Source organism: Neobacillus sp. 19 (assembly GCF_049463095.1).
GTDB lineage: Bacteria > Bacillota > Bacilli > Bacillales > Cytobacillaceae > Neobacillus.
This window is the reverse complement of sequence record NZ_JBMPZU010000058.1, coordinates 329509-352641: the sequence shown is the minus strand read 5'-3', so window position 1 is coordinate 352641 and position 23133 is coordinate 329509. Positions and strand designations below refer to the sequence as shown.

Sequence of the window (23133 nt, the reverse complement as noted above, 5' to 3'; positions counted from 1 at the left end):
GAAAGATCTTGACATTACGTGAAGAAGCATTACATATGCACCGCATTAATAAAGGAAAATTAGAGTCGAAATCCAAAGTACCAGTTCGAAATGCACATGATTTAAGTTTAGCCTATTCACCGGGTGTTGCGGAGCCATGTAAAGATATCTATGAAAAACCGGAAACGGTTTACGATTATACCATGAAAGGAAACATGGTGGCTGTTGTTTCCGATGGTACGGCTGTCCTAGGACTCGGTAATATTGGACCTGAAGCAGCACTTCCTGTAATGGAAGGTAAGGCCGTCCTATTTAAAAGTTTTGCTGGTGTTGATGCTTTTCCCATTTGTTTAAACACTACGGATGTAGACAAAATTGTTGAAACCGTTAAGCTTCTCGAACCAACCTTTGGCGGCGTGAACCTTGAAGATATCGCTGCACCTAACTGCTTTGTTATTGAGGAAAGATTGAAAAAAGAAGCAAACATTCCAATATTTCATGATGACCAGCATGGAACAGCAATTGTTACGGTTGCAGGTCTTGTCAATGCCCTTAAAATGATCGGAAAGAAAATGACTGAAATCAAAGTAGTTGCAAGCGGCGCTGGTGCCGCAGGAATTGCGATTATTAAATTGTTATATGCTTATGGTGTACGAGATATCATAATGTGCGATACAAAAGGGGCGATTTATGAAGGCCGCCCACAGGGAATGAATTCCGTTAAAGCAGAAGTGGCCAAGTTTACCAATCGCGATAACCTTACTGGCAGCCTCGCGGATGTTATCAAAAATGCGGATGTATTTATTGGGGTATCGGTTGCGGGAGCACTTACAAAAGAAATGGTGGCATCAATGAATCAAGATGCGATTATTTTTGCCATGGCCAATCCAGACCCTGAGATTATGCCTGAAGATGCAAAAGCTGCGGGAGCAAAAGTAGTGGGAACCGGACGTTCTGATTTTCCAAACCAAGTAAACAATGTCCTGGCCTTCCCTGGGATTTTCAGGGGAGCACTTGATGTTCGTGCGACACATATTAACGAAAAAATGAAAGTAGCAGCCGTAGAGGCAATTGCCGGCTTAATTAGTGAGGGAAGAGTTGAATGCTGACTATGTCATACCTGCACCATTTGACCCACGAGTTGCCCCGAATGTTGCTGCTGCTGTCGCAAAAGCGGCAATGGAAACGGGTGTGGCCCGGATTAAGGTAGATCCTGAAGATATAAAGGAAAGAACACAAAGGCTCGCTATTATTGGCAAAAGTGAGTGATTAAGTAAGTGACAAGTTCGAAGGTTTATTTGGAGATAGTAAAGCAGTTACGAGAAATGATTACCATTGATGGACTTAAGACCGGAGATAAAATTCCTTCAGAACGGGAATTATCAGAGCGCCTGAATTTCGGGCGCTCTTCCGTTCGCGAAGCTCTTAGAGCACTGGAGCTGCTTGGCCTTATTGAAACAAGGCGGGGTGAAGGGACGTTTATAAGAGATTTTCGCGGTCATCAATTGGTCCAGCTGCTCAGCACTTTCATTTTGCGAGATGAAAAGGCAAAACGCGATGTATTCGAAACCAAAAACTTTATCGAGATGGATTGCCTTCGTTTAGCATTGCAAAGAATCAATCATCGCCAGGTAGAAACGTTGAAGAAATGGATAATACAAGCAGACAGTTTTACAGATGATGAGTTTTTTTATCGGATAATTGAGATTTCCGATAATCATCTTTTTTTAAGAATGTGGTTAATACTAAAGGAATATTACTATTCATTATTTCATCCTGAAGAGTATCGACGGGATGACTATCTTCTATTACTTGAAGCTCTAGCCGAAAAGGATGTAGGAAAATCACTTTATGCTTATAGCAAACTTCGAAATTTGTCTGATTTTAACGACAAATACTAACAGATTTTGAACTTTTTTTATTTTATAGTGGAAATGATACAAGCCCTAAGTAAAAGGGTATTTTTAATTATTCGGTGGTCTGACCACTTATCGGAGTTTGCAGTTTGCAGGTATGAAGTTGACTTAGTATAGAAAGACTTTTGAATAGCAAAAGATGGAGAATCTTGCTTTTTGGCAGGCGTGTGATCCAAGGGAGGTTTTAATTTGGCGCTTAAAGATCTTTTTACAAAGAATCAACCGAAAAAGAAGAAATATGCAACTATTCCGGCAGAAACAGCAAAAAATGACGTACCAGAAGGAATTATGACAAAGTGCCCTTCGTGTAAGAAAATCATGTATACAAAGGAATTGGTCAAAAATGCAAAGGTATGTCTGCATTGCGGGTTTCATTTCCAAATGAATGCTGCGGAGCGGATTGATAGCTTTCTTGATGAGGGCAGTTTTGTGGAAATTAATGAAAATATGGTTTCTGAAAATCCGCTGAATTTCCCGGACTATCTTGAAAAGTTGGAAAAAGACCGGCAAAAAAGTAAATTAAATGAGGCCGTCGTCACCGGCATGGGAACGGTTAATGGCCATAAGATTGTCGTAGCGATTATGGATGCCTCTTTCCGAATGGGAAGCATGGGCTCTGTTGTTGGGGAAAAAATCACCCTAGCAATTGAAAAGGCAGATGATCTTTCGATTCCTTTTGTCATCTTCACGGCATCAGGCGGTGCCAGGATGCAGGAGGGAGCCTTAAGCTTGATGCAGATGGCAAAGACAAGTGTTGCCTTAAAGAAATTCAGTAATAATGGCGGATTAATTATATCCATTATGACACACCCGACAACGGGCGGCGTCTCTGCAAGCTTCGCCTCATTGGGCGATTACAATTTTGCTGAACCTGGTGCGTTAATTGCTTTTGCCGGCCGCAGAGTCATTGAACAATCGATTCGTGAAGAATTACCGGAAGATTTTCAAACTGCCGAGTTCCTATTAAAACACGGTCAGCTTGATGCAATTATTTCCCGGATTGACTTAGTTGAGAATCTTACCAATATTTTAGAAATCCATCAACCTGGAGGTGAACTTGAATGGCAGGGGAATTAGAATTCGAACGCCCGATTGTGGAGTTGAGAAAGAAAATCACCGAACTAAAAGAGTTCACGAAAACAGCCGAGGTCGATTTAAGCTCTGAGATTGTTAAATTAGAGGCAAGGCTAGTGAAACTAGAGCAGGATATATATGAAAATATCAAGCCGTGGGATCGTGTGCAAATAGCACGTCTTGCGAATCGCCCGACAACACTTGATTATATTTCATTCCTATTTGAAGGCTTCTTTGAATGTCACGGCGACCGCACATTTGCTGATGATGAGGCCATTGTCGGCGGGGTTGCTAAATTTAAAGGATTGCCTGTTACTGTTATTGGCCACCAACGTGGAAAAGACACGAAGGAAAATATTCGCCGGAACTTTGGGATGCCTCATCCCGAAGGCTACAGAAAAGCATTGCGCTTAATGAAGCAGGCAGATAAATTTAATCGTCCGATTATTTGTTTCATTGATACAAAAGGAGCCTATCCGGGGAAAGCAGCGGAAGAGCGCGGTCAAAGTGAAGCAATAGCCCGCAATCTTTTTGAAATGGCAGGCCTTAAGGTACCGGTTATATGTATTGTCATTGGTGAAGGCGGAAGCGGCGGTGCTCTTGCCCTAGGTGTAGGCAACCGTATTTATATGCTTGAAAACTCCACCTATTCCGTTATTTCTCCTGAAGGAGCGGCAGCTATTTTGTGGAAGGATGCAGCGCTAGCCAAGAATGCGGCTGAAACAATGAAAATTACTGCCCCTGACTTGAAAGAGCTTGGTGTCATTGATGACATTATTCCGGAAATTAAAGGCGGTGCCCATAAGGATGTTAAAAAGCAAGCAGAAGAAATTGAAAAAGTCTTGACCACATCACTTCAAGAACTGCTTAAACTGTCCGAGGATGAATTAATCGCTGACCGATATGATCGATTTAGATCAATTGGGGAATACACGGTGAAAAATGAATATATTGGGGTAAATTAAAAATTGTGCTCATTTGAGCACTTTTTTAATATGTTCACAAAAAATTCACCAATCAGATAGTGATGACGCTTACAAAGGTGGATAAAACGCTTTCAGTTCACGAACTATTCCGTCTATTGTATTTACTAATATCTATCGGTTGTTAAGGTCATTTCTTCATGTTATTTTATAAATATTCGAAGGTTTTATGTAAATAATAAAAAGGTTGAAGTTTCACTGTATCTACTTACTCACAAAAGTGTACATAAAGTTTTCCTAATTCATGACTGAGGTGATAAAACATGAAAAAGATTGGGGTACTTACGAGCGGCGGCGACTCACCAGGGATGAACCCTGCGATTCGCGCGGTTGTCCGAAAAGCCATTTTTCATAATGTAGAAGTTTATGGTATTTACGGCGGTTATTCTGGATTAATTGCTGGTAATATTAAAAAGCTTGAGCTTGGTTCAGTTGGTGATATTATTCACCGCGGCGGTACGATGCTTCATTCGGCACGCTGCCCTGAATTTAAAACAAAAGAAGTGCAGCAGCAAGGAATTGAGCAGCTTAAAGCACATGGAATTGATGGGCTCGTTGTCATTGGCGGCGATGGATCCTACCGCGGGGCAAAAGCATTAACAGAGCAAGGTTTTCCATGCGTTGGTGTACCTGGCACCATTGACAATGATATCCCGGGAACGGAACAAACTATAGGGTTTGATACAGCCCTAAATACTGTAATTGACGCAATCGATAAAATCCGCGATACTGCTACATCACATGAAAGAACATTTATCATTGAAGTAATGGGAAGGGATGCAGGCGATATAGCTTTATGTGCAGGACTTGCCGGCGGAGCAGAAACAATTTTGATTCCAGAAGAGAATTATGATATGAATGAAATTGCGGACAGGCTGCGCAGCGGTCAAGAGCGTGGGAAAAAACATAGTATCATTGTGGTAGCGGAAGGTGTTTGCAGCGGGTACGAATTTTCCCGCCAGCTTCATGATGCAGCAAACATTGAAACAAGGGTATCGGTGTTAGGTCATATCCAGCGTGGAGGATCCCCAACGGCTGCAGACAGAGTGCTTGCAAGCAGATTAGGGGCAAGGGCTGTAGAACTTTTAATTGAAGGTAAGGGCGGCCGTGCAGTGGGAATTGAAAAAAATCAGCTTGTTGATTACGATATCATTGAAGCTCTCGACAAGAAACATAAACTAGATCTAGACCTATTCAAACTATCCAAGGAATTATCAATTTAAGAAATCACGTTTGTCTTTTTAAATATTGGAGGGAAAAGGATGTTACGAAAAACGAAAATCGTTTGTACGATTGGTCCTGCAAGTGAAAGTGTGGAAAAATTAACTCAATTAATTCATTCAGGTTTAAACGTTGCCCGCTTAAATTTTTCACATGGTGATTTTGATGAGCACGGAGCGCGGATTAATAATATTCGCAAAGCGGCAGAGGGAAGCCGGAAAAACAGTTGCTATTCTGCTTGATACAAAAGGTCCGGAAATTCGGACTAATAACATGCAAAACGGTGCAATTGAACTTAAAGCAGGAGAAAATATTATTGTTTCTATGGCCGAAGTAGAAGGAACACTAGAAAAATTCTCTGTTACATATAGCGAGTTGATTGATGATGTCCATGTAGGCTCAAAAATCCTGTTAGATGACGGGTTAATTGGACTGGAAGTCTTGGAAATTGATAAGGCAGCAAAAGAAATTCATACAAAAATTTTAAATAGCGGAACGTTAAAAAATAAAAAAGGTGTTAACGTCCCAGGTGTATCTGTTAACTTACCGGGGATTACTGAAAAGGACCGTCAAGATATTCTTTTCGGCATTGAACAAGGGGTTGATTTCATTGCCGCATCTTTTGTCCGCCGGGCAAAGGACGTATTAGAAATCCGCCAGCTTTTAGAAGAAAATAATGCAACACATATCCACATTATACCTAAGATTGAAAATCAGGAAGGCGTCGATAATATTGATGAAATCCTGGAAATCTCTGATGGCTTAATGGTTGCCCGTGGAGATCTTGGCGTAGAAATTCCGGCAGAAGAGGTTCCGCTGGTACAAAAAATGTTAATTAAGAAATGTAATGCCCTTGGAAAACCTGTCATCACGGCTACACAAATGCTTGATTCGATGCAGCGAAATCCTAGACCGACTCGCGCTGAAGCAAGCGATGTTGCCAATGCTATTTTTGATGGGACAGACGCAATTATGCTTTCTGGTGAAACGGCTGCAGGACTTTACCCGATAGAAGCGGTGCAAACCATGCATAATATTGCTTCCAGAGCGGAACAGGCATTGGATCATAAAGAAATTTTATCTGGCCGGAGCAAAGACACGGAACATAATCTGACAGATGCGATTGGTCAATCCGTTGCTCATACAGCCTTAAACTTGGACGTAAAATCGATTATTACGCCAACCGAAAGCGGACATACAGCAAGAATGATTTCCAAATATCGTCCGAAAGCAGCGATTGTAGCTGTAACGGCGAACGACCATGTTTGCCGCCGGTTACAGCTCGTTTGGGGCGTTTATCCACAGCTTGGCAAAATTTGTACTACAACCGATGAAATGCTTGATAATTCTGTCGAAGAAAGCTTAAATAGCGGTATTGTAAAGCATGGTGATTTGGTTGTTATCACTGCAGGCGTTCCGGTTGGGGAGGCAGGTACAACGAATTTGATGAAAATTCATGTTGTCGGCGATATCATTACGAAGGCTCAAGGAATTGGCCGCAGGTCAGCTTTTGGGAAAGTGGTCCTTGCTCACGATGCAAAGGAAGCCATAGAAAAAGTAAAACCTGGTTCGATTCTTGTGACAATTGGTTCTGATCGTGACATGATGCCTGCGCTTGAAAAATGTGCTGCCCTTATTACACAAGAAGGCGGATTAACAAGCCATGCGGCTGTTGTTGGTCTTAACCTTGGTATACCGGTCATTGTCGGTGTTGATAATGCGTTAGAACTGTTTAAAGAGGGTCAAGAAATAACTGTTGATGCGACAAGAGGAGTTATTTACAACGGTCACGCCAGCGTATTGTAAAAAAAAGTCAGCTCCATTAAGGGGCTGACTTTTTTTGTTTCATGATTCTTTCCCTTTAATAAATGCCCAAACATCATGGAAGACGTTTGCACGATAAAGGGTGCTGATAATAACTAGTGTAACAGGTCCGACAATTAACCCTAAAAATCCGATTAATTTAAAGCCGACAAACAACGCAATAAGTGTCGCAAGAGGATCAAGTCCAATATTGGAGGAAAGAATCTTTGGCTCCATAATTTGCCGTTGAACAAGGACAATGATATATAGAACGCCCAGGCCGATAGCAAGAGCTGTATCCCCGCTAATGGCCGCATAAATGATCCACGGGACAAACACTGCTCCCGTTCCAAGGTATGGTATGATGTCGACGATTCCCGTTGCTAACGCAATCGTAATTGCATAATCGACCCTCAGTATTAGGAGTCCAATTAAAATAATTACAGTCGTAATCGAAATCAGCGTTACCTGAGCTTTAATAAAACCAAATAATGCTTTTTTTAAGTCGATAAAAACAGTCCTGCCGCTTCTTTTTGCCTTTTCAGGTAATAGTTTTCCTGCCATTGCCGATAATCGGTACCAATCCTTACTTATAAAGAAAGAAGCCAATAACGAGAAAATAAGGACGGTTGCTGCATTCGGGAACCATGATAGGATATTCGGGATATTTCCAAACAGATTTTTAATAAAGGTTCCAACCGTTGTTCCGACTCGTGTCCCCACATTTTGGATATTTCCAATGATGGTATCCTTTTGCCCGGCATCCAGCTTATTAAATACACTTGTTAATTGATTGTATAATGGAATGATTTGAGCAGTAAAATAATCCTCAATATAATTAATCAGTGTATCGAGGTGTTCCGGCACCACTCTTGCCAAGTAGGCAGCCCCTGAGACAATCTCCGCGACTAAAAGAGTAATTAACCCTGCGAATAAAGCAAAAATTACCACCAATCCAGTGAACACAGCGAAAATTCGCGGCATTTTTGCCCTCTTTTCGAGAAAATTAACAAGCGGGTTTATCATAAAGGCAATAACGAGACCAATTAAGAATGGATATGTTACGGTTGAGAGAAAATAAAACGAGTAGAGTGCTAAAACAACTGCACCAACGACGAGTACGAAGCGTATAGTTCGGTTTATGTACTTGGGGTTCAAAAACAAGCCTCCTTTTATTTTAGGTTAATAGTTTCAGTTTAACATTTTCGAGATGAAAGTGCATATTTTTCCAAATAGATTTATATTCTTTACAAATTACGAACGCTAAGCGAAAAAGTTTCAAAAAAGAAAATGAAAACGTTATTTCTTGTTATCAGGAAATGTTATGGTACGATAATTTGTGTAAGGGTTGGTGAAATATATGCTTAGTGAGTCGTTTTTATTTCTATTACTTTTATTAGTGATTGGCTTTATCGCCAAAAATAGTTCGTTAATGATTGCTATTGCCGTATTGCTTTTATTAAAGATTAGCGGAATGGATGCAAAATCTTTTACTTTTTTACAAACAAAGGGAATAAATTGGGGTGTTACGATTATAACCATTGCTGTTTTAGCTCCAATAGCCAGTGGAGATATAGGGTTTAAAGATTTATCAGGAGCTTTTAAAACGCCATTTGCCTGGATTGCCCTCATCTCCGGGATGCTTGTGGCTTTACTGGCAAAGGGAGGGGTAAAGCTATTGGCCGATGATCCCCAGATTACAACGGCATTGGTGCTCGGCACCATTCTTTCTGTATCCATCTTTAAAGGTGTGGCAGTTGGCCCTCTGATTGGGGCAGGTATAGCCTATGCCGCTATGAGAATTTTTGGGTTATTTAGCTAGATTTTTTGTAAAATAATATTTTTTTTGTATTTTTCAACTCCTTTTCGTTCACAAAAATTTGATAATTGTTTATAATAGGCTTGTAAGCGTATCCTTTTTTACATAAACCATATATAAATGCTGATTTACTTGTAAAATAATTTTTTTATTATGAATGAAAAGGAAAACACATTGTGTTGCGGAAATCCCGAGCAATCGCTCAGTCATGTAAAAGAAGTTCTCGCAAATTGGAATTTTTTCTTGATTTGCAAACGAGTAATGGGGAAATTAGAATGTAAAGGAGAGATTAGTATGACAGTAACACGCGGTCTTGAAGGGGTAGTGGCAACAACTTCCTCCATCAGCTCAATTATTGATGACACATTAACATATGTGGGCTACGACATTGATGATTTAGCTGTAAATGCTAGCTTTGAAGAGGTAATCTATTTATTATGGCATCGTAAATTACCGAATGCTGAACAGTTAGCTGAATTAAAACAACAGCTTTCAGAAAATTACGCACTTCCGCAAGAAGTGATTGAACACTTTAAAATGTACCCGATTCAAACAGTACATCCAATGGCGGCACTGCGTTCAGCGGTTTCTTTATTAGGATTATATGATGATGAAGCAGATCTTATGGATGAGGAAGCCAATTATCGAAAAGCAGTTCGCCTTCAAGCAAAAATGCCGGCGATTGTAACAACCTTCGCTCGTGTTAGAAAAGGGCTCGAACCGATTGCTCCAAGACAGGATCTAAGCTTTGCAGCGAATTTCTTATATATGCTTACCGGCGAAGAGCCTAAAGCAATTGCGGTAGAAGCCATGAATAAGGCACTCGTCTTACACGCAGATCATGAATTAAATGCTTCGACTTTTACTGCACGTGTATGTGTAGCTACATTATCTGATGTCTATTCTGGTGTAACAGCCGCCATTGGCGCATTAAAAGGACCCTTACACGGTGGTGCCAATGAGGCAGTGATGAAAATGCTGACTGAAATCGGCACACTTGAAAATGTTGAGCCATATGTTCGCGGTAAGCTGGAAAACAAAGAAAAGATCATGGGCTTTGGCCACAGGGTATATCGTAAAGGCGACCCTCGTGCAAAACACCTTAAAGAAATGTCCAAAAAGTTAACAGAATTAACCGGTGAGCCACACTGGTTCGATATGTCTGTTAAGATCCAAGACATCGTTACAGGTGAAAAGAATTTACCGCCAAACGTTGATTTCTATTCTGCTTCTGTTTATCATAGCTTGGGAATTGACCACGACCTAATGACACCAATCTTTGCAGTAAGCCGTGTTTCCGGATGGCTGGCACATATTTTAGAACAATATGAAAACAATCGTTTAATCCGTCCTCGTGCAGAATACACTGGACCTGGAATGCAAAAATATGTTCCTATCGAGCAAAGGGGATAATATTTTACTTTCTTTCGAAAAATTGGTTCAATAAGATTGTATGAAAAAGGTTAGGGGTTCTGCCTGCTAACCTTTGACTTCAGTCATTGGCAATGACAAAGGGTTTTTACATAACAGGAGGGAGAATCAACTATGCTAGGCGAAAAAATCACGGTAACAAATGGAGTTTTAAATGTACCAAACAATCCCATTATCCCATTTATTGAAGGGGACGGAATCGGACCAGATATCTGGGCCGCATCTGAAAGAGTTTTAAATGCAGCGGTTGAAAAAGCTTATAAAGGTGAACGTAAATTAGTATGGAAAGAAGTTTTAGCTGGTGAAAAGGCATTTAACCAAACGGGTGAATGGCTCCCATCAGAAACACTTGATGTAATTAATGAATATTTGATTGCCATTAAAGGACCTTTAACTACTCCAGTCGGCGGCGGAATCCGTTCATTGAATGTTGCACTTCGTCAGGAATTGGATTTATTTGTCTGCTTGCGCCCTGTAAGATGGTTTGAAGGTGTTCCTTCGCCAGTAAAGCGTCCGCAAGACACTGACATGGTCATCTTCCGTGAAAATACTGAAGATATCTATGCTGGGATCGAGTATGAAAAAGGCACTGAAGCAGTTAAAAAGGTCATCGACTTTCTGCAAAATGAAATGGGTGTTAATAAAATCAGATTCCCTGAAACGTCAGGTATCGGTATTAAGCCTGTTTCTGAAGAAGGTACATCTCGTCTGGTACGCGCAGCTATTAACTATGCGATTAAAGAAGGCCGTAAATCCGTTACACTCGTGCATAAAGGAAATATCATGAAATTTACTGAAGGCGCGTTTAAAAACTGGGGTTATGAGTTAGCAGAAAAGGAATTTGGCGATAAAGTCTTTACATGGGCTCAATATGATCGCATTAAGGCTGAGCAAGGATCGGACGCTGCAAACAAGGCACAAGCAGATGCAGAAGCTGCCGGCAAAATCGTTGTGAAGGATGCTATTGCCGATATTTTCTTACAACAAATCCTTACTCGCCCTCGTGAGTTTGATGTAGTAGCTACTATGAACTTAAACGGCGACTTCATTTCAGATGCACTTGCAGCACAAGTTGGCGGAATTGGAATTGCTCCGGGAGCTAATATCAACTATGAAACTGGGCATGCCATTTTTGAAGCAACACATGGTACGGCACCTAAATATGCAGGCCTTGATAAAGTAAATCCTTCATCTGTAATTTTATCAGGTGTGTTAATGCTGGAGCACTTAGGCTGGAATGAAGCAGCTACAATGGTTATTAAATCAGTAGAAAAAACAATTGCTTCCAAAGTTGTGACGTATGATTTTGCGCGTTTAATGGAAGGTGCAACAGAAGTGAAAACTTCAGAATTTGCTAATGAGCTAATCAAAAATATGGAATAAACAGGACTTGGGCTGTTTGTGGACGGCCCAAGCAATTTCATTTACATAAAAGGGGAGAGCTTGCAATGTCATTAAAACGTAAAAAGATTTCTGTAATCGGCGGCGGTTTTACTGGAGCTACTACTGCATTTTTACTTGCTCAAAAGGAACTTGGCGATGTTGTTTTAGTTGATATCGCACCAATGGAAAACCCTACAAAAGGTAAAGCATTAGATATGCTTGAAGCAAGTCCTGTCCAAGGCTTTGATGCAAATATTACTGGTACTTCTAATTACGAAGATACCCGCGAATCTGATATCGTTGTCATTACTGCAGGTATTGCACGTAAACCCGGCATGAGCCGTGACGATTTAGTGCAAACAAATCAAAAGGTAATGAAAAGTGTGACGCAAGAGATTGTGAAATATTCTCCTAACTGTACCATCGTTGTGTTAACTAACCCTGTTGATGCCATGACTTACACGGTTTTTAAAGAATCAGGTTTCCCTAAAAACCGTGTAATTGGTCAATCAGGTGTGCTTGATACTGCGCGTTTCCGTACATTTGTTGCTCAAGAATTAAACCTATCTGTTAAGGATGTGACTGGTTTCGTTCTTGGCGGACATGGAGACGACATGGTTCCTCTTGTACGTTATTCCTATGCCGGTGGTATTCCATTAGAAACATTAATTTCTAAAGACCGTTTAGAGGCAATTGTGGAACGTACTAGAAAAGGCGGCGGCGAGATTGTAAATCTTCTAGGTAACGGAAGTGCTTATTATGCACCGGCAGCTTCTTTAGTTGAGATGTGTGAAGCAATCCTTAAGGATCAACGCCGCGTTTTACCTTCCATCGCCTACCTTGAAGGGGAATTTGGCTATGAAGGCATTTACCTTGGGGTTCCAACAATCCTTGGCGCAAATGGTATTGAAAAAGTAATCGAATTAGATCTTACTGCAGACGAAAAGGCAGCATTAGACAAATCAGTTGAATCTGTCCGAAATGTAATGCAAGTATTAGCATAATAGTTATGAGAAATTCGGGGTCCTCAAAGAGTCCCCGAATTTCTTTAATCATTTTGATGAAATCGCTTACAATAGGGGTGGGATGTAATGCTTTTAGGAAAAAAAAGAAAGTTAGGCCGTAGAATCGAAGAAATCACGGTTGGCGAAAAATTATCGTTAACGGAAAAAATAGAAGACAAGGATATCCTTTTATATTTAGGACTGACCGATGATGCAAATCCCCTTTACATTCAACATGACTATGCATCGCAAACTCCATTTGAAAAACCAATTGTCCCAAGTATCATGCTAACCGGGATGATTACCTCAGCCATCTCAAAATATTTACCAGGGCCAGGAAGCCATATCATAAGCCAAGAAATTGAGTTTCCGAAACCAGTCTATCATTACAGCACCGTCGAATTTTTGTTTGAGATCACCGAAGTGGAGCGCAGTGAGCATAATGTGGTCATGAGTGTTGTAGGGACGAATGAAAAAAATGAAACAGTCATTAACGGTAAAATCAAAGTTTGCCCGCCGCACCGGTTGGAAGAGATACATGGGAGGGCGTTAGAGAATTTTTAAAAAAGGAATGTGCAGACATTCCTTTTTTGTTGCAGAAAATGACTATTTTGTTATCAAAAAAAACCTGCCAACCCTAAAAACTAGATTAACCCCATTCCTTATATATATAATGAAGATAACTTGGGCAAAGTGGGGGATTGTATGAAAAATAAAGTACTTGTTGTTGATGATGAACAGTCTATTGTTACCTTACTGCAATATAATTTGGAGCAGGCAGGATTTGAAGTGATTACTGCAATGGATGGAAAAGTGGGAAAACAGTTGGCAGAAACTGAGTCACCTGATATTATCGTTTTGGATCTTATGCTGCCTAATATAGATGGTATGGAAGTATGTAAGCAGCTTCGCCAAAAAAATATTATGATTCCTATTTTAATGTTAACTGCAAAAGACGATGAGCTTGATAAAATATTGGGCCTTGAGCTTGGTGCGGATGATTACATGGTTAAACCATTCAGTCCGAGAGAAGTCATTGCCCGAGTTAAGGCAATTTTAAGAAGAACACAGGTTCAAACGGAAACGGTTGAAGAAAATGAGCAAGCAGAAGAGCAAATCGTAATTGGAAAATTAACCATTTATCCTGAAAAATATGAAGCTTATTTTAGGGAAAATCTTCTGGAGTTAACACTAAAAGAGTTTGAATTGCTCCATTACCTTGCGCAAAATAAGGGCAGAGTATTAACACGTGATCAATTGCTTAGCTCTGTTTGGAATTATGATTTTGCTGGCGATACTAGAATTGTGGATGTCCATATTTCACATCTTCGAGAAAAAATTGAAGAGGAAACAAAAAAGCCCGTCTACATTAAAACCATTCGTGGCCTTGGCTACAAACTGGAGGAGCCTAAAGGAGAATGACAAAATTCCGAACAAGGCTATTAATTGCCCTAATCACCTTGATTATTATTGTATTAGTCGGATTAGGCATATTACTTGGCCAGTTGTTTAAAAGTTATTACTTGCAATCGTTCAATGAACGGCTGAAAATAGAACGGAATCTTCTCATTACATATATCGAGGAAACTGGCGGAGTTTCCTCTTTTAATAAAAAGGACGTATTAAAGTTCAGTGAGATGTTAGATGTTCGGGCAACCATAACAAATCCTGAAGGAAAGATCCTATACGATAGCGGCGGGGATCACGGCAGTAGTGAAAACGATACGATCGCTCTCAACGAGATCATTCAAGATGTCATAAAGAAAAAACCGAAGAAAGAGGATCGGTTAGAAGAAGGCGCCGACTTTGACCTTCATTATTATTGGAAGCCGATTAAAAAGGACGGCCAGAAAGAAGGATACATATTCCTGAGCACGAAAACAAATGAGGTGTATCAAGCATATGGGCAAATTTGGTGGATTCTTTCCCTGAGTCTTGGAATTGCCTTCATTGCGATCATCTATCTTGGAATTAAAATTACAACGAGGTATACAAAACCAATAGAATCGGCAACAAATGTTGCAATTGAATTAGCTAATGGGAACTATCGTGCCCGAACATCTGTTGATCGGCTCGATGAAACAGGGATGCTTGGTACATCCATCAATATGCTGGCAGAAAACCTTCAAGAGCTAACAAAGGCACATGAGATGCAGCAGGATCGCCTAAGTGTGTTGATTGAGAATATGGGAGTAGGGTTAGTTTTAATCGATAGCCGCGGCTATATTAATCTCATCAATAAAGCCTATAGTGAGATTTTTCATGTCAATTCAAAAGATCACTTATTTAAACTTTATTATGAAGTCATTGAAAATGAGGAAATCTGTCAGTTGATTGCCGAAGTATTTCGAACAGAACAAAAGGTAAGTAAACAATTACTAATCCCGTTTTGGATTGAACGGAGATATTTTGTCGTTTACGGGGTGCCGATTATTGGAACAAACAATGTCTGGAAAGGGGTATTGCTCGTATTCCAAGATATTACAGAGTTGAAAAAGTTAGAGCAAATGCGCAAAGACTTTGTTGCCAATGTGTCACACGAACTAAAAACGCCTGTTACATCTATCAAAGGGTTTACTGAGACCCTTATGGATGGAGCGATGAATAACAAAGAGACATTGGAAGCATTTCTTTCAATTATTTTAAAAGAGAGCGACCGGCTCCAAACACTAATACAAGATTTGCTGGAGCTTTCCAAAATTGAGCAGCAAGGATTCCAATTAAACATTCAGGACGTTGACATGCGCGAGCTCCTAGAAGAAGTGATCACCCTTCTTACCGGAAAGGCAGAGGCGAAAAACATTCATCTTGAATTTTACAGTAAGCTGAATGAATTGCTGGTAAAAGGTGATCCCGATCGCTTAAAACAAGTATTTATCAACCTAATCGGCAATGCCATTACCTATACACCAGCAGAAGGGGATGTGAAAATTATCCTCCTGGACTGTAAAGAAAATGTCCGAATCCATGTAAAAGACTCTGGCGTCGGAATAAATGAAGAAGAAATACCGCGGATTTTCGAACGATTCTACCGTGTTGACCGTGCGAGAAGCCGTAATTCGGGCGGGACAGGTTTAGGTTTAGCGATCGTGAAACATTTAATTGAAGCCCATCATGGGCACATAAGCGTTAAAAGTAAAGTGGGCGAAGGCAGTGAATTTATTATCGAGTTTCAAAAGAATTGATGTTTGGATGGTGAAAATGAATGGAAAAGAAAAAGCTTGTACTGATTGACGGGAATAGTATCGCCTATCGAGCATTTTTTGCATTACCGTTGCTTAATAACGATAAAGGAATCCATACAAATGCAGTATATGGTTTTACCATGATGCTGATGAAAATTTTGGAGGATGAAAAGCCAACACATTTGCTCGTCGCCTTCGATGCCGGAAAAACAACCTTTCGTCATAAAACCTTTACCGAATACAAAGGCGGCAGACAAAAAACCCCGCCGGAATTATCGGAGCAATTCCCGTTTATTCGCGAATTACTTGATGCATACGGAATTTCAAGGTATGAGCTTGAAAACTACGAGGCCGATGATATTATTGGTACCCTCTCCTTAACAGCCGAAAAAGATGGTTATGAAGTAAAAGTGATTTCTGGCGATAAAGATTTAACCCAGCTCACTTCCGACGCAACTACTGTTGGGATTACCCGGAAAGGGATTACGGATATTGAAGAGTATACACCGGATCACGTGGCTGAAAAATATGGCCTTTCACCATTGCAAATAATTGATATGAAGGGCTTAATGGGAGATACCTCCGATAATATTCCCGGGGTTCCGGGTGTAGGAGAAAAGACGGCAATTAAGCTGTTAAAAGAGTTTACCACCCTAGAAAAATTGTTAGATTCAATTGATCAAGTCAGCGGCAATAAATTAAAGGAAAAACTGGAAGAGTTTAAAGACCAGGCTTTGATGAGCAAAGAACTTGCTACGATTGAGCGGCAGGCACCAGTAGAAGTTAATTTGGACACGATTTCCTATGAGGGATTCGAAAGAGAAAAACTAGTGGCCCTATTTAAAGAATTAGGTTTTCATTCATTATTGGATAGGCTTGGCGAAGATTCTTCAGTAACCGAAGAGCAAGAGCTTGAAGACGTGGAATATGTCACTCCGTCAGAAATAACGGATGAAATATTTGCCGATACTAATTATTTTTACGTTGAGATGCTTGAGGATAATTATCATTTTGCTGAGATCATTGGCTTTTCGCTCGTAAATGAAAAAGGACACTTTTATTTACCGACAGAGCAAGCATTGCAATCAGCAGCATTTAAAAAATGGGCAGAGGATGAAGGAAAGAAAAAGATCGTCTATGATGCGAAGCGATCAGAGGTGTCTTTAAGAAGGCAGGATATCCATTTAAAAGGATCCGCCTTTGATATTTTAATGGCTTCCTACCTTATCAATCCATCAGAGAATATTGAAGATCTCGCCGCGATAGCGAAAAGATACGAGATCCACAACATCCAATCGGATGAATCGTTTTACGGCAAAGGGGCGAAGCGGAAGGTTCCAGAAGATTCAAAGCTTGCCGAGCATCTCGTCCGAAAAAGCCTGGCCATGTTTGACTTAAAGGAAAAACTTGAAGATGAGTTAAGAACAAACGAACAATATGAATTATTTACCGAGCTGGAAATGCCACTATCTCTTATTTTAGCTGATATGGAGTCATGCGGGATTAAGGTGGAGCAGCAGCGCCTGCAGATGATGGGAAAAGAACTAAATGAGCGCCTCATTGAAATTGAAGAGAGAATTTGTGAATTGGCAGGGGAAAAGTTTAATATTAACTCACCCAAACAATTAGGGGGTATCTTATTTGAAAAGTTGGGCCTTCATTCGTTTAAGAAAACGAAAACAGGTCATTCGACATCTGCGGATGTGTTGGAAAAATTAGCCGATGATCACGAAATCATTGAGTATATTCTTCTTTATCGCCAGCTTGGAAAACTTCAGTCCACGTATATTGAGGGCCTGTTAAAAGTTATTGATCCTAAAACAGAAAAAGTTCATACAAGATACCAACAAACCTTAACGGCGACGGGCAGACTAAGTTCAATTGATCCAAACCTGCAAAATATTCCGATCCGCCTTGAAGAAGGCAGGAAGATTCGCCAGGCATTTGTACCTTCGGAAGAGGGATGGGTGATTTTTGCTGCGGACTATTCGCAAATTGAACTGCGCGTGCTTGCGGACATTGCCGGAGATGAAAAACTGATTCAGGCCTTTAAGGATAACTTGGATATTCATACAAAAACCGCGATGGAGGTCTTCCACGTTGATAAAGATGAAGTAACCTCCAACATGAGACGCCATGCCAAGGCAGTAAACTTTGGAATCGTTTACGGCATAAGTGATTACGGACTTTCACAATCTTTAGGGATCACCAGAAAAGAGGCCGGCCATTTCATTGAGCGATATCTAAACAGCTACCCAGGGGTAAAGGAATATATGGATGATATTGTTCACGAAGCAAGGCAAAAAGGATATGTATCAACATTGCTTCATAGGAGAAGATACATCCCTGAAATTACTAGCCGTAATTTTAACATCAGAAGTTTTGCAGAAAGAACTGCGATGAACACGCCCATTCAAGGGAGTGCCGCTGATATCATTAAAAAAGCAATGATAGATATGGATGAAGCCTTAAAGGATCAAGGGCTAAAGACACGGCTGTTACTACAGGTCCATGATGAATTGATTTTTGAAGCACCCGAAGAGGAAGTGGAGATCTTAAAAAAGTTAGTCCCTGACGTAATGGAGAATGCGCTCGAACTGAAGGTGCCATTAAAAGTAGACTATTCTTATGGTCCAACTTGGTTTGATGCAAAATAAAACACAGCAAGGGGGGCACAGAACATGCCGGAGCTTCCTGAGGTAGAAACGGTACGAAAAACATTAAAGAAATTAGTAGTAAACAAAACCATTCAAACTATATCTGTCTTCTGGCCTAAAATTATTAAAAGTCCCGTTGAGGTTGAACAATTCATTGATGCCTTAAAAGGGGAAACGATTGTTGATGTAGGCAGGAGAGGGAAATTTTTAATCATATATACAGGGGAATTTGCTTTAGTCTCCCATTTAAGAATGGAAGGGAAGTATGGACTTTACCCTAATAACGTGCCGTATGATAAACATACGCATGTTATTTTCCACTTTACTGACGATACGGAATTAAGATACCGGGACGTTCGAAAGTTTGGGACGATGCATCTATACAAGAAGGGTGATGAATTTGAAAAACCGCCTTTATTTGATCTCGGGCCTGAACCCTTTTCAACAGAATTTACTGAGCAGTATTTGGCAGGAGTGCTCAAAAAGACGAATAGGAAAGTAAAATCAGCCTTACTTGATCAAAAACTCTTTGTCGGGCTTGGCAACATCTATGTGGATGAGGCACTTTTTCGAGCAGGCATCCATCCGGAACGTTTGGCCAGTACGCTAAATGAAAAGGAAATTACCGTCCTTCACCATGAAATTGTGGCTACATTAAGTGAAGCAGTCAAAAAGGGTGGGAGTACAATCCGCTCCTATGTTAATTCGCAAGGAGAAATCGGAATGTTTCAGCTTGAATTGTACGCCTACGGCCGGAAAGGCGAACCATGTAAAAAATGCGGCAGGCCTCTGGAGAAAATGACGGTAGGGGGCAGAGGGACACATTTTTGCCCGAATTGCCAGAAGCTTGAACAGACCCCACCAAAGTAAATATTGATGAACCTAGATTAACCTTGGATGGGCTCCTTCCATATACTTAGATACAGTGTGATCTTGAAAATATGTTGATACACCAACGGAAACCTTGATAGGACAGGCTCTAAAGGCGATTTTTTAATTTCTGATTTTTACTGTTTTGTATTTAATTTAACTTAAAAGGTTTAATTAATAGTGACTAAACCCGTGACTAAAACGAATTCTGTGACTATAAATGTGACTACGAACGCTGCTATTTTTAGTGGCGTTTTTTTATTTTCGGAAAAGTGCGCGACATTAGTTCGACGTCCTTATTATATAGTGTAGGCGATAATCTACGCTTATGAATATATTACTTATCGGAGGTGAATTGATTGTCAGACGCATACATTCGCACTGGAGAATTGCGCCAAGGTTATACGATGATGTATCACGAAATATTCGATTTATATCATCCGTATATTGGCGACAAAGCAACGTTGTACTATCTATATTTATTGCGGTACAGAAATCACGAAGCGGAGAAGGATAGTTATGGTCGTTCGTGGAAAGGGCGTACCAGTGTCGTAGAAAAGTTTCAGCTTTCGTTTTCGACTTTACCGATTATCGATTCCATATTGGAGGCGGTCGGTTTGATATCGCTCGAATACAAATCGGTCGGTCGCGGCAAAGACAAGATTATTTACGTCGTACACGATCCGTTAGACCGTGAGAAGTTTCGCGCCAGGGAGAAGAAGATAGGCGAAAAGTTGCGAGAAGTTTCCGTTAGGCATCCAAATATCGGAAAGCTGCTCGGCAAGGAGATCGGGATAAAATTACTCACGTGATTATCTAATCTCCGTATATGTAGATTTATATCTCTTGTAGCGTTAATGAAAAAGATAAATATAAAAAGACTTAAAATAAAAAGAATAAATACTTTGCGCTAGATAGAAAAGCACTATCTACCGCTACGCTTTAAAGATTAAAAGATTATGCAAAAAGGAAATATGCGGTAATGACAGAAATACCGTCGGAAGGAGTGATAATTTTTGAACGATAAAGAAGCTCTAGAATTAATTAAAAAACAGTTTGCTGAAAGTCTTAAAGATGGATTGTTGAATCTTCAAGTTGATTGGCTTATTAAACAAGCTGAAAAGGTTGGAGAGTTGGAGGGAAAACTTAAACGTTCTGAAAAGGAACGCTGGAAAACTGCTAATAATCTGTTTAATTGCAGAAAGAAACTAAAAGAAATTAAACAGATAACTAATTCGTAGTTCGATGAAATCCCGAAATAAAGGAGGAACGTCAATGCCCGAACCACTATCGCCAGCCCTAATCGCCACCATCGAAAAGTATGTCCGCTACCTAACGGAAGCCCAACAGGACGAATACACGCAAGGAACGATTGACGGCGTAAAGGAAACGCTGAATCTACTCGGAATAAAAATCGAAGGAGTGAACGCATAATGTCGTTAAATATCGCAGTAAACGCGGACTATAAAATAACGTCCGATGCGCTAAACATTATTGTCAATCGCAAGTACATCGTCGACCCAACGAAAGCACCTAACTGGGAGAAAGTACGCGAAAAGTTGGAAGCGGAAGGCAAGGCTGGTATCCGAGAAGAATGGCGTGAGGTCGCATACGTCACAGGAATCGACCACGCAATTAAGTGGATTATGAATCAACGGATTCGCGAAAGCAATGCGGGGAACTTAACGGAATTGCTTGACGAAATCAAGCGTTTTGAGTGCGAAATTAAGGCGATATTGCATAAGTAGACTAATAAGTCATGGCTGAGTTAAAACGGCTAATTTGCCGTAAATTTTAAGCGATAGGAAGGCGATAAAATGATACTCGGAATATTTATCGGAGGCATTTTAGGTATGATGGGCATGGCGCTATTCTCCGTCAACGCCTACGAAAAAGGATACGACGATGGAAGGAGCGGTAAGTAATGCAACGATTGACAGACGAACAGTTAGCGGAGATCCGTAAGAGGGCGGAGGCAGCGACGCCGGGTCCGTGGGTATGGGAAAAGTTCGCGTTAGATGAAGACGATTGGGATACGGAGATGCCTTGGCTAGGTAATGCGACAGAGTCCGTTATGGATTTCGGAGATTGCGAGCAATATTATCCGACTCAAGGAACACCGCCAAATGATGCAGACGCAGAATTCATCGCGCACGCTCGTCAAGATGTGCCGAAGTTGTTGGCGGAGGTTGCGCGGCTCAACCGTAAAAATAATCTTTACCGAAAGGCTTTGCGTAGTGCCGTGATGGGTGCAGTCGATATCACATCCGAAGAGGAATTTGACAAACTGCTTGCGCAAGTTGAAGCGGAAATCAAATATGAAAAGAAATGTGAGGCGTTACGTAATGCCGAAGATTAACGTCAAAGACTGGCGCAACCTACCAACGCACGACTGGAACGTCACAACATTCCGCCAATATCTCTCCGATCAGCACGAACAACGCTACGGAATCAAATACACTGCGCGCTCATTCGCGATTGAAGCACGATGGCTCAAGTCGATGATTGCGGAACATGGGACGGAGGTCGTAAAATCGTTTATTGACGCGTGCTTTAACGATTATAAGCCAACGGCGCAATATCCTGGATTAAATTTTTCGTTCATGTTCAGCTATCAACGCGCAAGGATATTACCGCGAGTACTGGCGGATATTAAACGAAGGCAGGCAGTTCAACAAGCGGTTGAAGAAACGGAAGATTTGAGCGATTGGTTATGATGCGATTATGGCCGGTCCACCGTGTCAATATTACCTCTTATCGGAATTTGATGACAAAGTGGGCGAATGCTTGATATATCGCTTAACGCCATACGAAAAAAGTTTATAAAGCGTGGGTTTTTCGCAATAAATACGATAAGTAAATGCGAAAGTATTTCCTCCGCTGGGATTTAAAGTTGTGATACTATTAATTTTGCAAGGAGGTTACAAATGAATCACGCAAAACTATGCGTATTATCATCAAGGTGCAAACTCGCCAATGGGCCGGAATGCAACCGCCAATGCCCGCACTATATTTCGCTTCATGGCTACAGCGGAACAGGTGGTCGGATATCCAACGCAGGCACACCAGCAGATTATCGCTTATTATCGCTCGCTAATTCGCCAGCACGCGAAAGTCAGTCGCGAGTATACGCAACATTAGAGAAATATTGCGCCACGTTCGATCGGCAATTCGAGGATGGTGCTGACCGGATCAAGTCGCTATACCTTTGGAGCGAATCGCCTGGCACCGGCAAGACTACGACGGCAATCGCTGTTTTAAACGAATGGATCACCGCACATTATCTCGGAGCTTTACGGAGGAATAGGCAACCATCGCAGACCCCGGCGGTGTTCCTTGACACTAATGCGTTTCAAACGGACTACAATCTCGCAACCATGACGAACGACGACGAAGCAATGGCGAACATCAAGTCGACCATTTTGCGGGTGCAGGTGGCGCCATACGCGGTGCTGGACGATATAGGCGTGAGATCCGCATCGGAAGCATTTCGCTCATACGTTCATGCGATAATCAATCACCGGACGGCGAACGGCCTGCCTACCGTGTTTACGAGTAACTTGCCGATAGAGGAAATGGCGGTTGTTTTCGATCAGCGTTTATATGATCGCATTCGTGACCAATGCGCTGTTCTTGCGTTTAGTGGGACGTCAAAAAGGGGGAGACGTTGATGAGAGACGGCGAAGAGTTCGAGTTTGAAATACCGGCAAACCATGGAGATCTAGTGACCGTTGACGGCTACGATGGGCGATTCTTTATGGTAATCGGATACCAGTTAATTCGCAACTGTTTGCCGGAATAGGAGTAT

At 41.1% G+C, this 23133-nt stretch carries 22 protein-coding genes and 2 pseudogenes; 23 read left to right on the top strand and 1 reads right to left on the bottom strand.

Going from position 1 to position 23133, the window contains the following annotated elements; translation table 11 throughout:
- Nucleotides 1–8: 8 nt before the first annotated feature.
- The 6 genes and pseudogenes from ACO1D1_RS19610 to pyk all read left to right on the top strand — a co-directional run bounded on the left by ACO1D1_RS19610 (nt 9) and on the right by pyk (nt 6979).
- Nucleotides 9–1248, top strand: a pseudogene (locus ACO1D1_RS19610) (NAD(P)-dependent malic enzyme).
- 56 nt (nt 1249–1304) lie between these two features.
- On the top strand, nt 1305–1880 hold the full coding sequence (locus tag ACO1D1_RS19605; RefSeq protein ID WP_149872766.1) for a FadR/GntR family transcriptional regulator: 576 nt from the start codon (nt 1305–1307) through the stop codon (nt 1878–1880).
- Between the two features lie 204 nt (nt 1881–2084).
- The gene (accD, locus tag ACO1D1_RS19600) at nt 2085–2972 is read left to right on the top strand and encodes an acetyl-CoA carboxylase, carboxyltransferase subunit beta (protein WP_423336805.1); all 888 of its coding nucleotides are present in this window, start codon (nt 2085–2087) and stop codon (nt 2970–2972) included.
- Nucleotides 2957–3934, top strand: a complete 978-nt coding sequence (accA, locus tag ACO1D1_RS19595; RefSeq protein ID WP_149871229.1) for an acetyl-CoA carboxylase carboxyl transferase subunit alpha — start codon at nt 2957–2959, stop codon at nt 3932–3934. The genes accD and accA overlap by 16 nt, the downstream gene beginning before the upstream one ends.
- Before the next feature lie 281 nt (nt 3935–4215).
- Nucleotides 4216–5175, top strand: coding sequence for a 6-phosphofructokinase (gene pfkA, locus ACO1D1_RS19590; RefSeq protein WP_149871228.1), 960 nt, complete (start codon nt 4216–4218; stop codon nt 5173–5175).
- A gap of 39 nt (nt 5176–5214) precedes the next feature.
- Nucleotides 5215–6979, top strand: a pseudogene (gene pyk / locus ACO1D1_RS19585) (pyruvate kinase).
- A gap of 39 nt (nt 6980–7018) precedes the next feature.
- On the opposite strand, the gene ytvI reads toward pyk, so the two are convergent.
- Nucleotides 7019–8134, bottom strand: coding sequence for a sporulation integral membrane protein YtvI (gene ytvI / locus ACO1D1_RS19580; RefSeq protein ID WP_423336804.1), 1116 nt, complete (start codon nt 8132–8134; stop codon nt 7019–7021).
- Between the two features lie 202 nt (nt 8135–8336).
- On the opposite strand from ytvI, the gene ACO1D1_RS19575 reads away from it, so the two are divergent.
- The 17 genes from ACO1D1_RS19575 (at nt 8337) to ACO1D1_RS19495 (ending at nt 23127) form a co-directional block, all read left to right on the top strand.
- Entirely contained in the window at nt 8337–8798 is a 462-nt protein-coding gene (locus ACO1D1_RS19575; protein WP_423336803.1) for a DUF441 domain-containing protein, read from the top strand.
- A gap of 291 nt (nt 8799–9089) precedes the next feature.
- Entirely contained in the window at nt 9090–10208 is a 1119-nt protein-coding gene (citZ, locus tag ACO1D1_RS19570) for a citrate synthase (protein ID WP_149871225.1), read from the top strand.
- A 132-nt stretch (nt 10209–10340) separates the two neighbouring features.
- A complete protein-coding gene (icd, locus tag ACO1D1_RS19565; RefSeq protein WP_423336802.1) occupies nt 10341–11609 on the top strand; it encodes an NADP-dependent isocitrate dehydrogenase in 1269 nt (422 codons plus the stop codon).
- A 65-nt stretch (nt 11610–11674) separates the two neighbouring features.
- Nucleotides 11675–12613: a malate dehydrogenase gene (mdh, locus tag ACO1D1_RS19560; RefSeq protein WP_149871223.1), complete on the top strand. Its 939-nt coding sequence runs from the start codon at nt 11675–11677 to the stop codon at nt 12611–12613.
- A gap of 87 nt (nt 12614–12700) precedes the next feature.
- On the top strand, nt 12701–13177 hold the full coding sequence (locus ACO1D1_RS19555; RefSeq protein ID WP_423336801.1) for a MaoC/PaaZ C-terminal domain-containing protein: 477 nt from the start codon (nt 12701–12703) through the stop codon (nt 13175–13177).
- Nucleotides 13178–13318: 141 nt separating this feature from the next.
- A complete protein-coding gene (locus ACO1D1_RS19550; RefSeq protein WP_149871221.1) occupies nt 13319–14035 on the top strand; it encodes a response regulator transcription factor in 717 nt (238 codons plus the stop codon).
- The gene (gene pnpS / locus ACO1D1_RS19545; RefSeq protein WP_423336800.1) at nt 14032–15798 is read left to right on the top strand and encodes a two-component system histidine kinase PnpS; all 1767 of its coding nucleotides are present in this window, start codon (nt 14032–14034) and stop codon (nt 15796–15798) included. The genes ACO1D1_RS19550 and pnpS overlap by 4 nt, the downstream gene beginning before the upstream one ends.
- 20 nt (nt 15799–15818) lie before the next feature.
- Nucleotides 15819–18455: a DNA polymerase I gene (gene polA / locus ACO1D1_RS19540; protein ID WP_423336799.1), complete on the top strand. Its 2637-nt coding sequence runs from the start codon at nt 15819–15821 to the stop codon at nt 18453–18455.
- Between the two features lie 24 nt (nt 18456–18479).
- Nucleotides 18480–19325, top strand: a complete 846-nt coding sequence (gene mutM / locus ACO1D1_RS19535) for a DNA-formamidopyrimidine glycosylase (RefSeq protein ID WP_423336798.1) — start codon at nt 18480–18482, stop codon at nt 19323–19325.
- A gap of 359 nt (nt 19326–19684) precedes the next feature.
- Complete coding sequence (locus tag ACO1D1_RS19530; protein ID WP_423336797.1) at nt 19685–20137, top strand: hypothetical protein; 453 nt, start codon at nt 19685–19687, stop codon at nt 20135–20137.
- 204 nt (nt 20138–20341) lie between these two features.
- Nucleotides 20342–20566, top strand: a complete 225-nt coding sequence (locus ACO1D1_RS19525) for a hypothetical protein (protein ID WP_423336796.1) — start codon at nt 20342–20344, stop codon at nt 20564–20566.
- Between the two features lie 34 nt (nt 20567–20600).
- Nucleotides 20601–20759 carry a hypothetical protein gene (locus ACO1D1_RS19520; protein WP_423336795.1) on the top strand — a complete coding sequence of 53 codons (159 nt, stop codon included), beginning with the start codon at nt 20601–20603 and terminating at the stop codon, nt 20757–20759.
- Complete coding sequence (locus tag ACO1D1_RS19515; RefSeq protein ID WP_423336794.1) at nt 20759–21073, top strand: hypothetical protein; 315 nt, start codon at nt 20759–20761, stop codon at nt 21071–21073. The genes ACO1D1_RS19520 and ACO1D1_RS19515 overlap by 1 nt, the downstream gene beginning before the upstream one ends.
- 176 nt (nt 21074–21249) lie before the next feature.
- Entirely contained in the window at nt 21250–21684 is a 435-nt protein-coding gene (locus ACO1D1_RS19510) for a hypothetical protein (RefSeq protein WP_423336793.1), read from the top strand.
- Nucleotides 21671–22042 (top strand): hypothetical protein, encoded by a 372-nt coding sequence (locus tag ACO1D1_RS19505; RefSeq protein WP_423336792.1) that lies wholly within the window; start codon nt 21671–21673, stop codon nt 22040–22042. Before ACO1D1_RS19510 ends, ACO1D1_RS19505 begins: the two co-directional genes overlap by 14 nt.
- 210 nt (nt 22043–22252) lie before the next feature.
- Complete coding sequence (locus ACO1D1_RS19500; protein WP_423336791.1) at nt 22253–22996, top strand: ATP-binding protein; 744 nt, start codon at nt 22253–22255, stop codon at nt 22994–22996.
- A complete protein-coding gene (locus tag ACO1D1_RS19495) occupies nt 22996–23127 on the top strand; it encodes a hypothetical protein (RefSeq protein ID WP_423336790.1) in 132 nt (43 codons plus the stop codon). Before ACO1D1_RS19500 ends, ACO1D1_RS19495 begins: the two co-directional genes overlap by 1 nt.
- Nucleotides 23128–23133 lie beyond the last annotated feature (6 nt).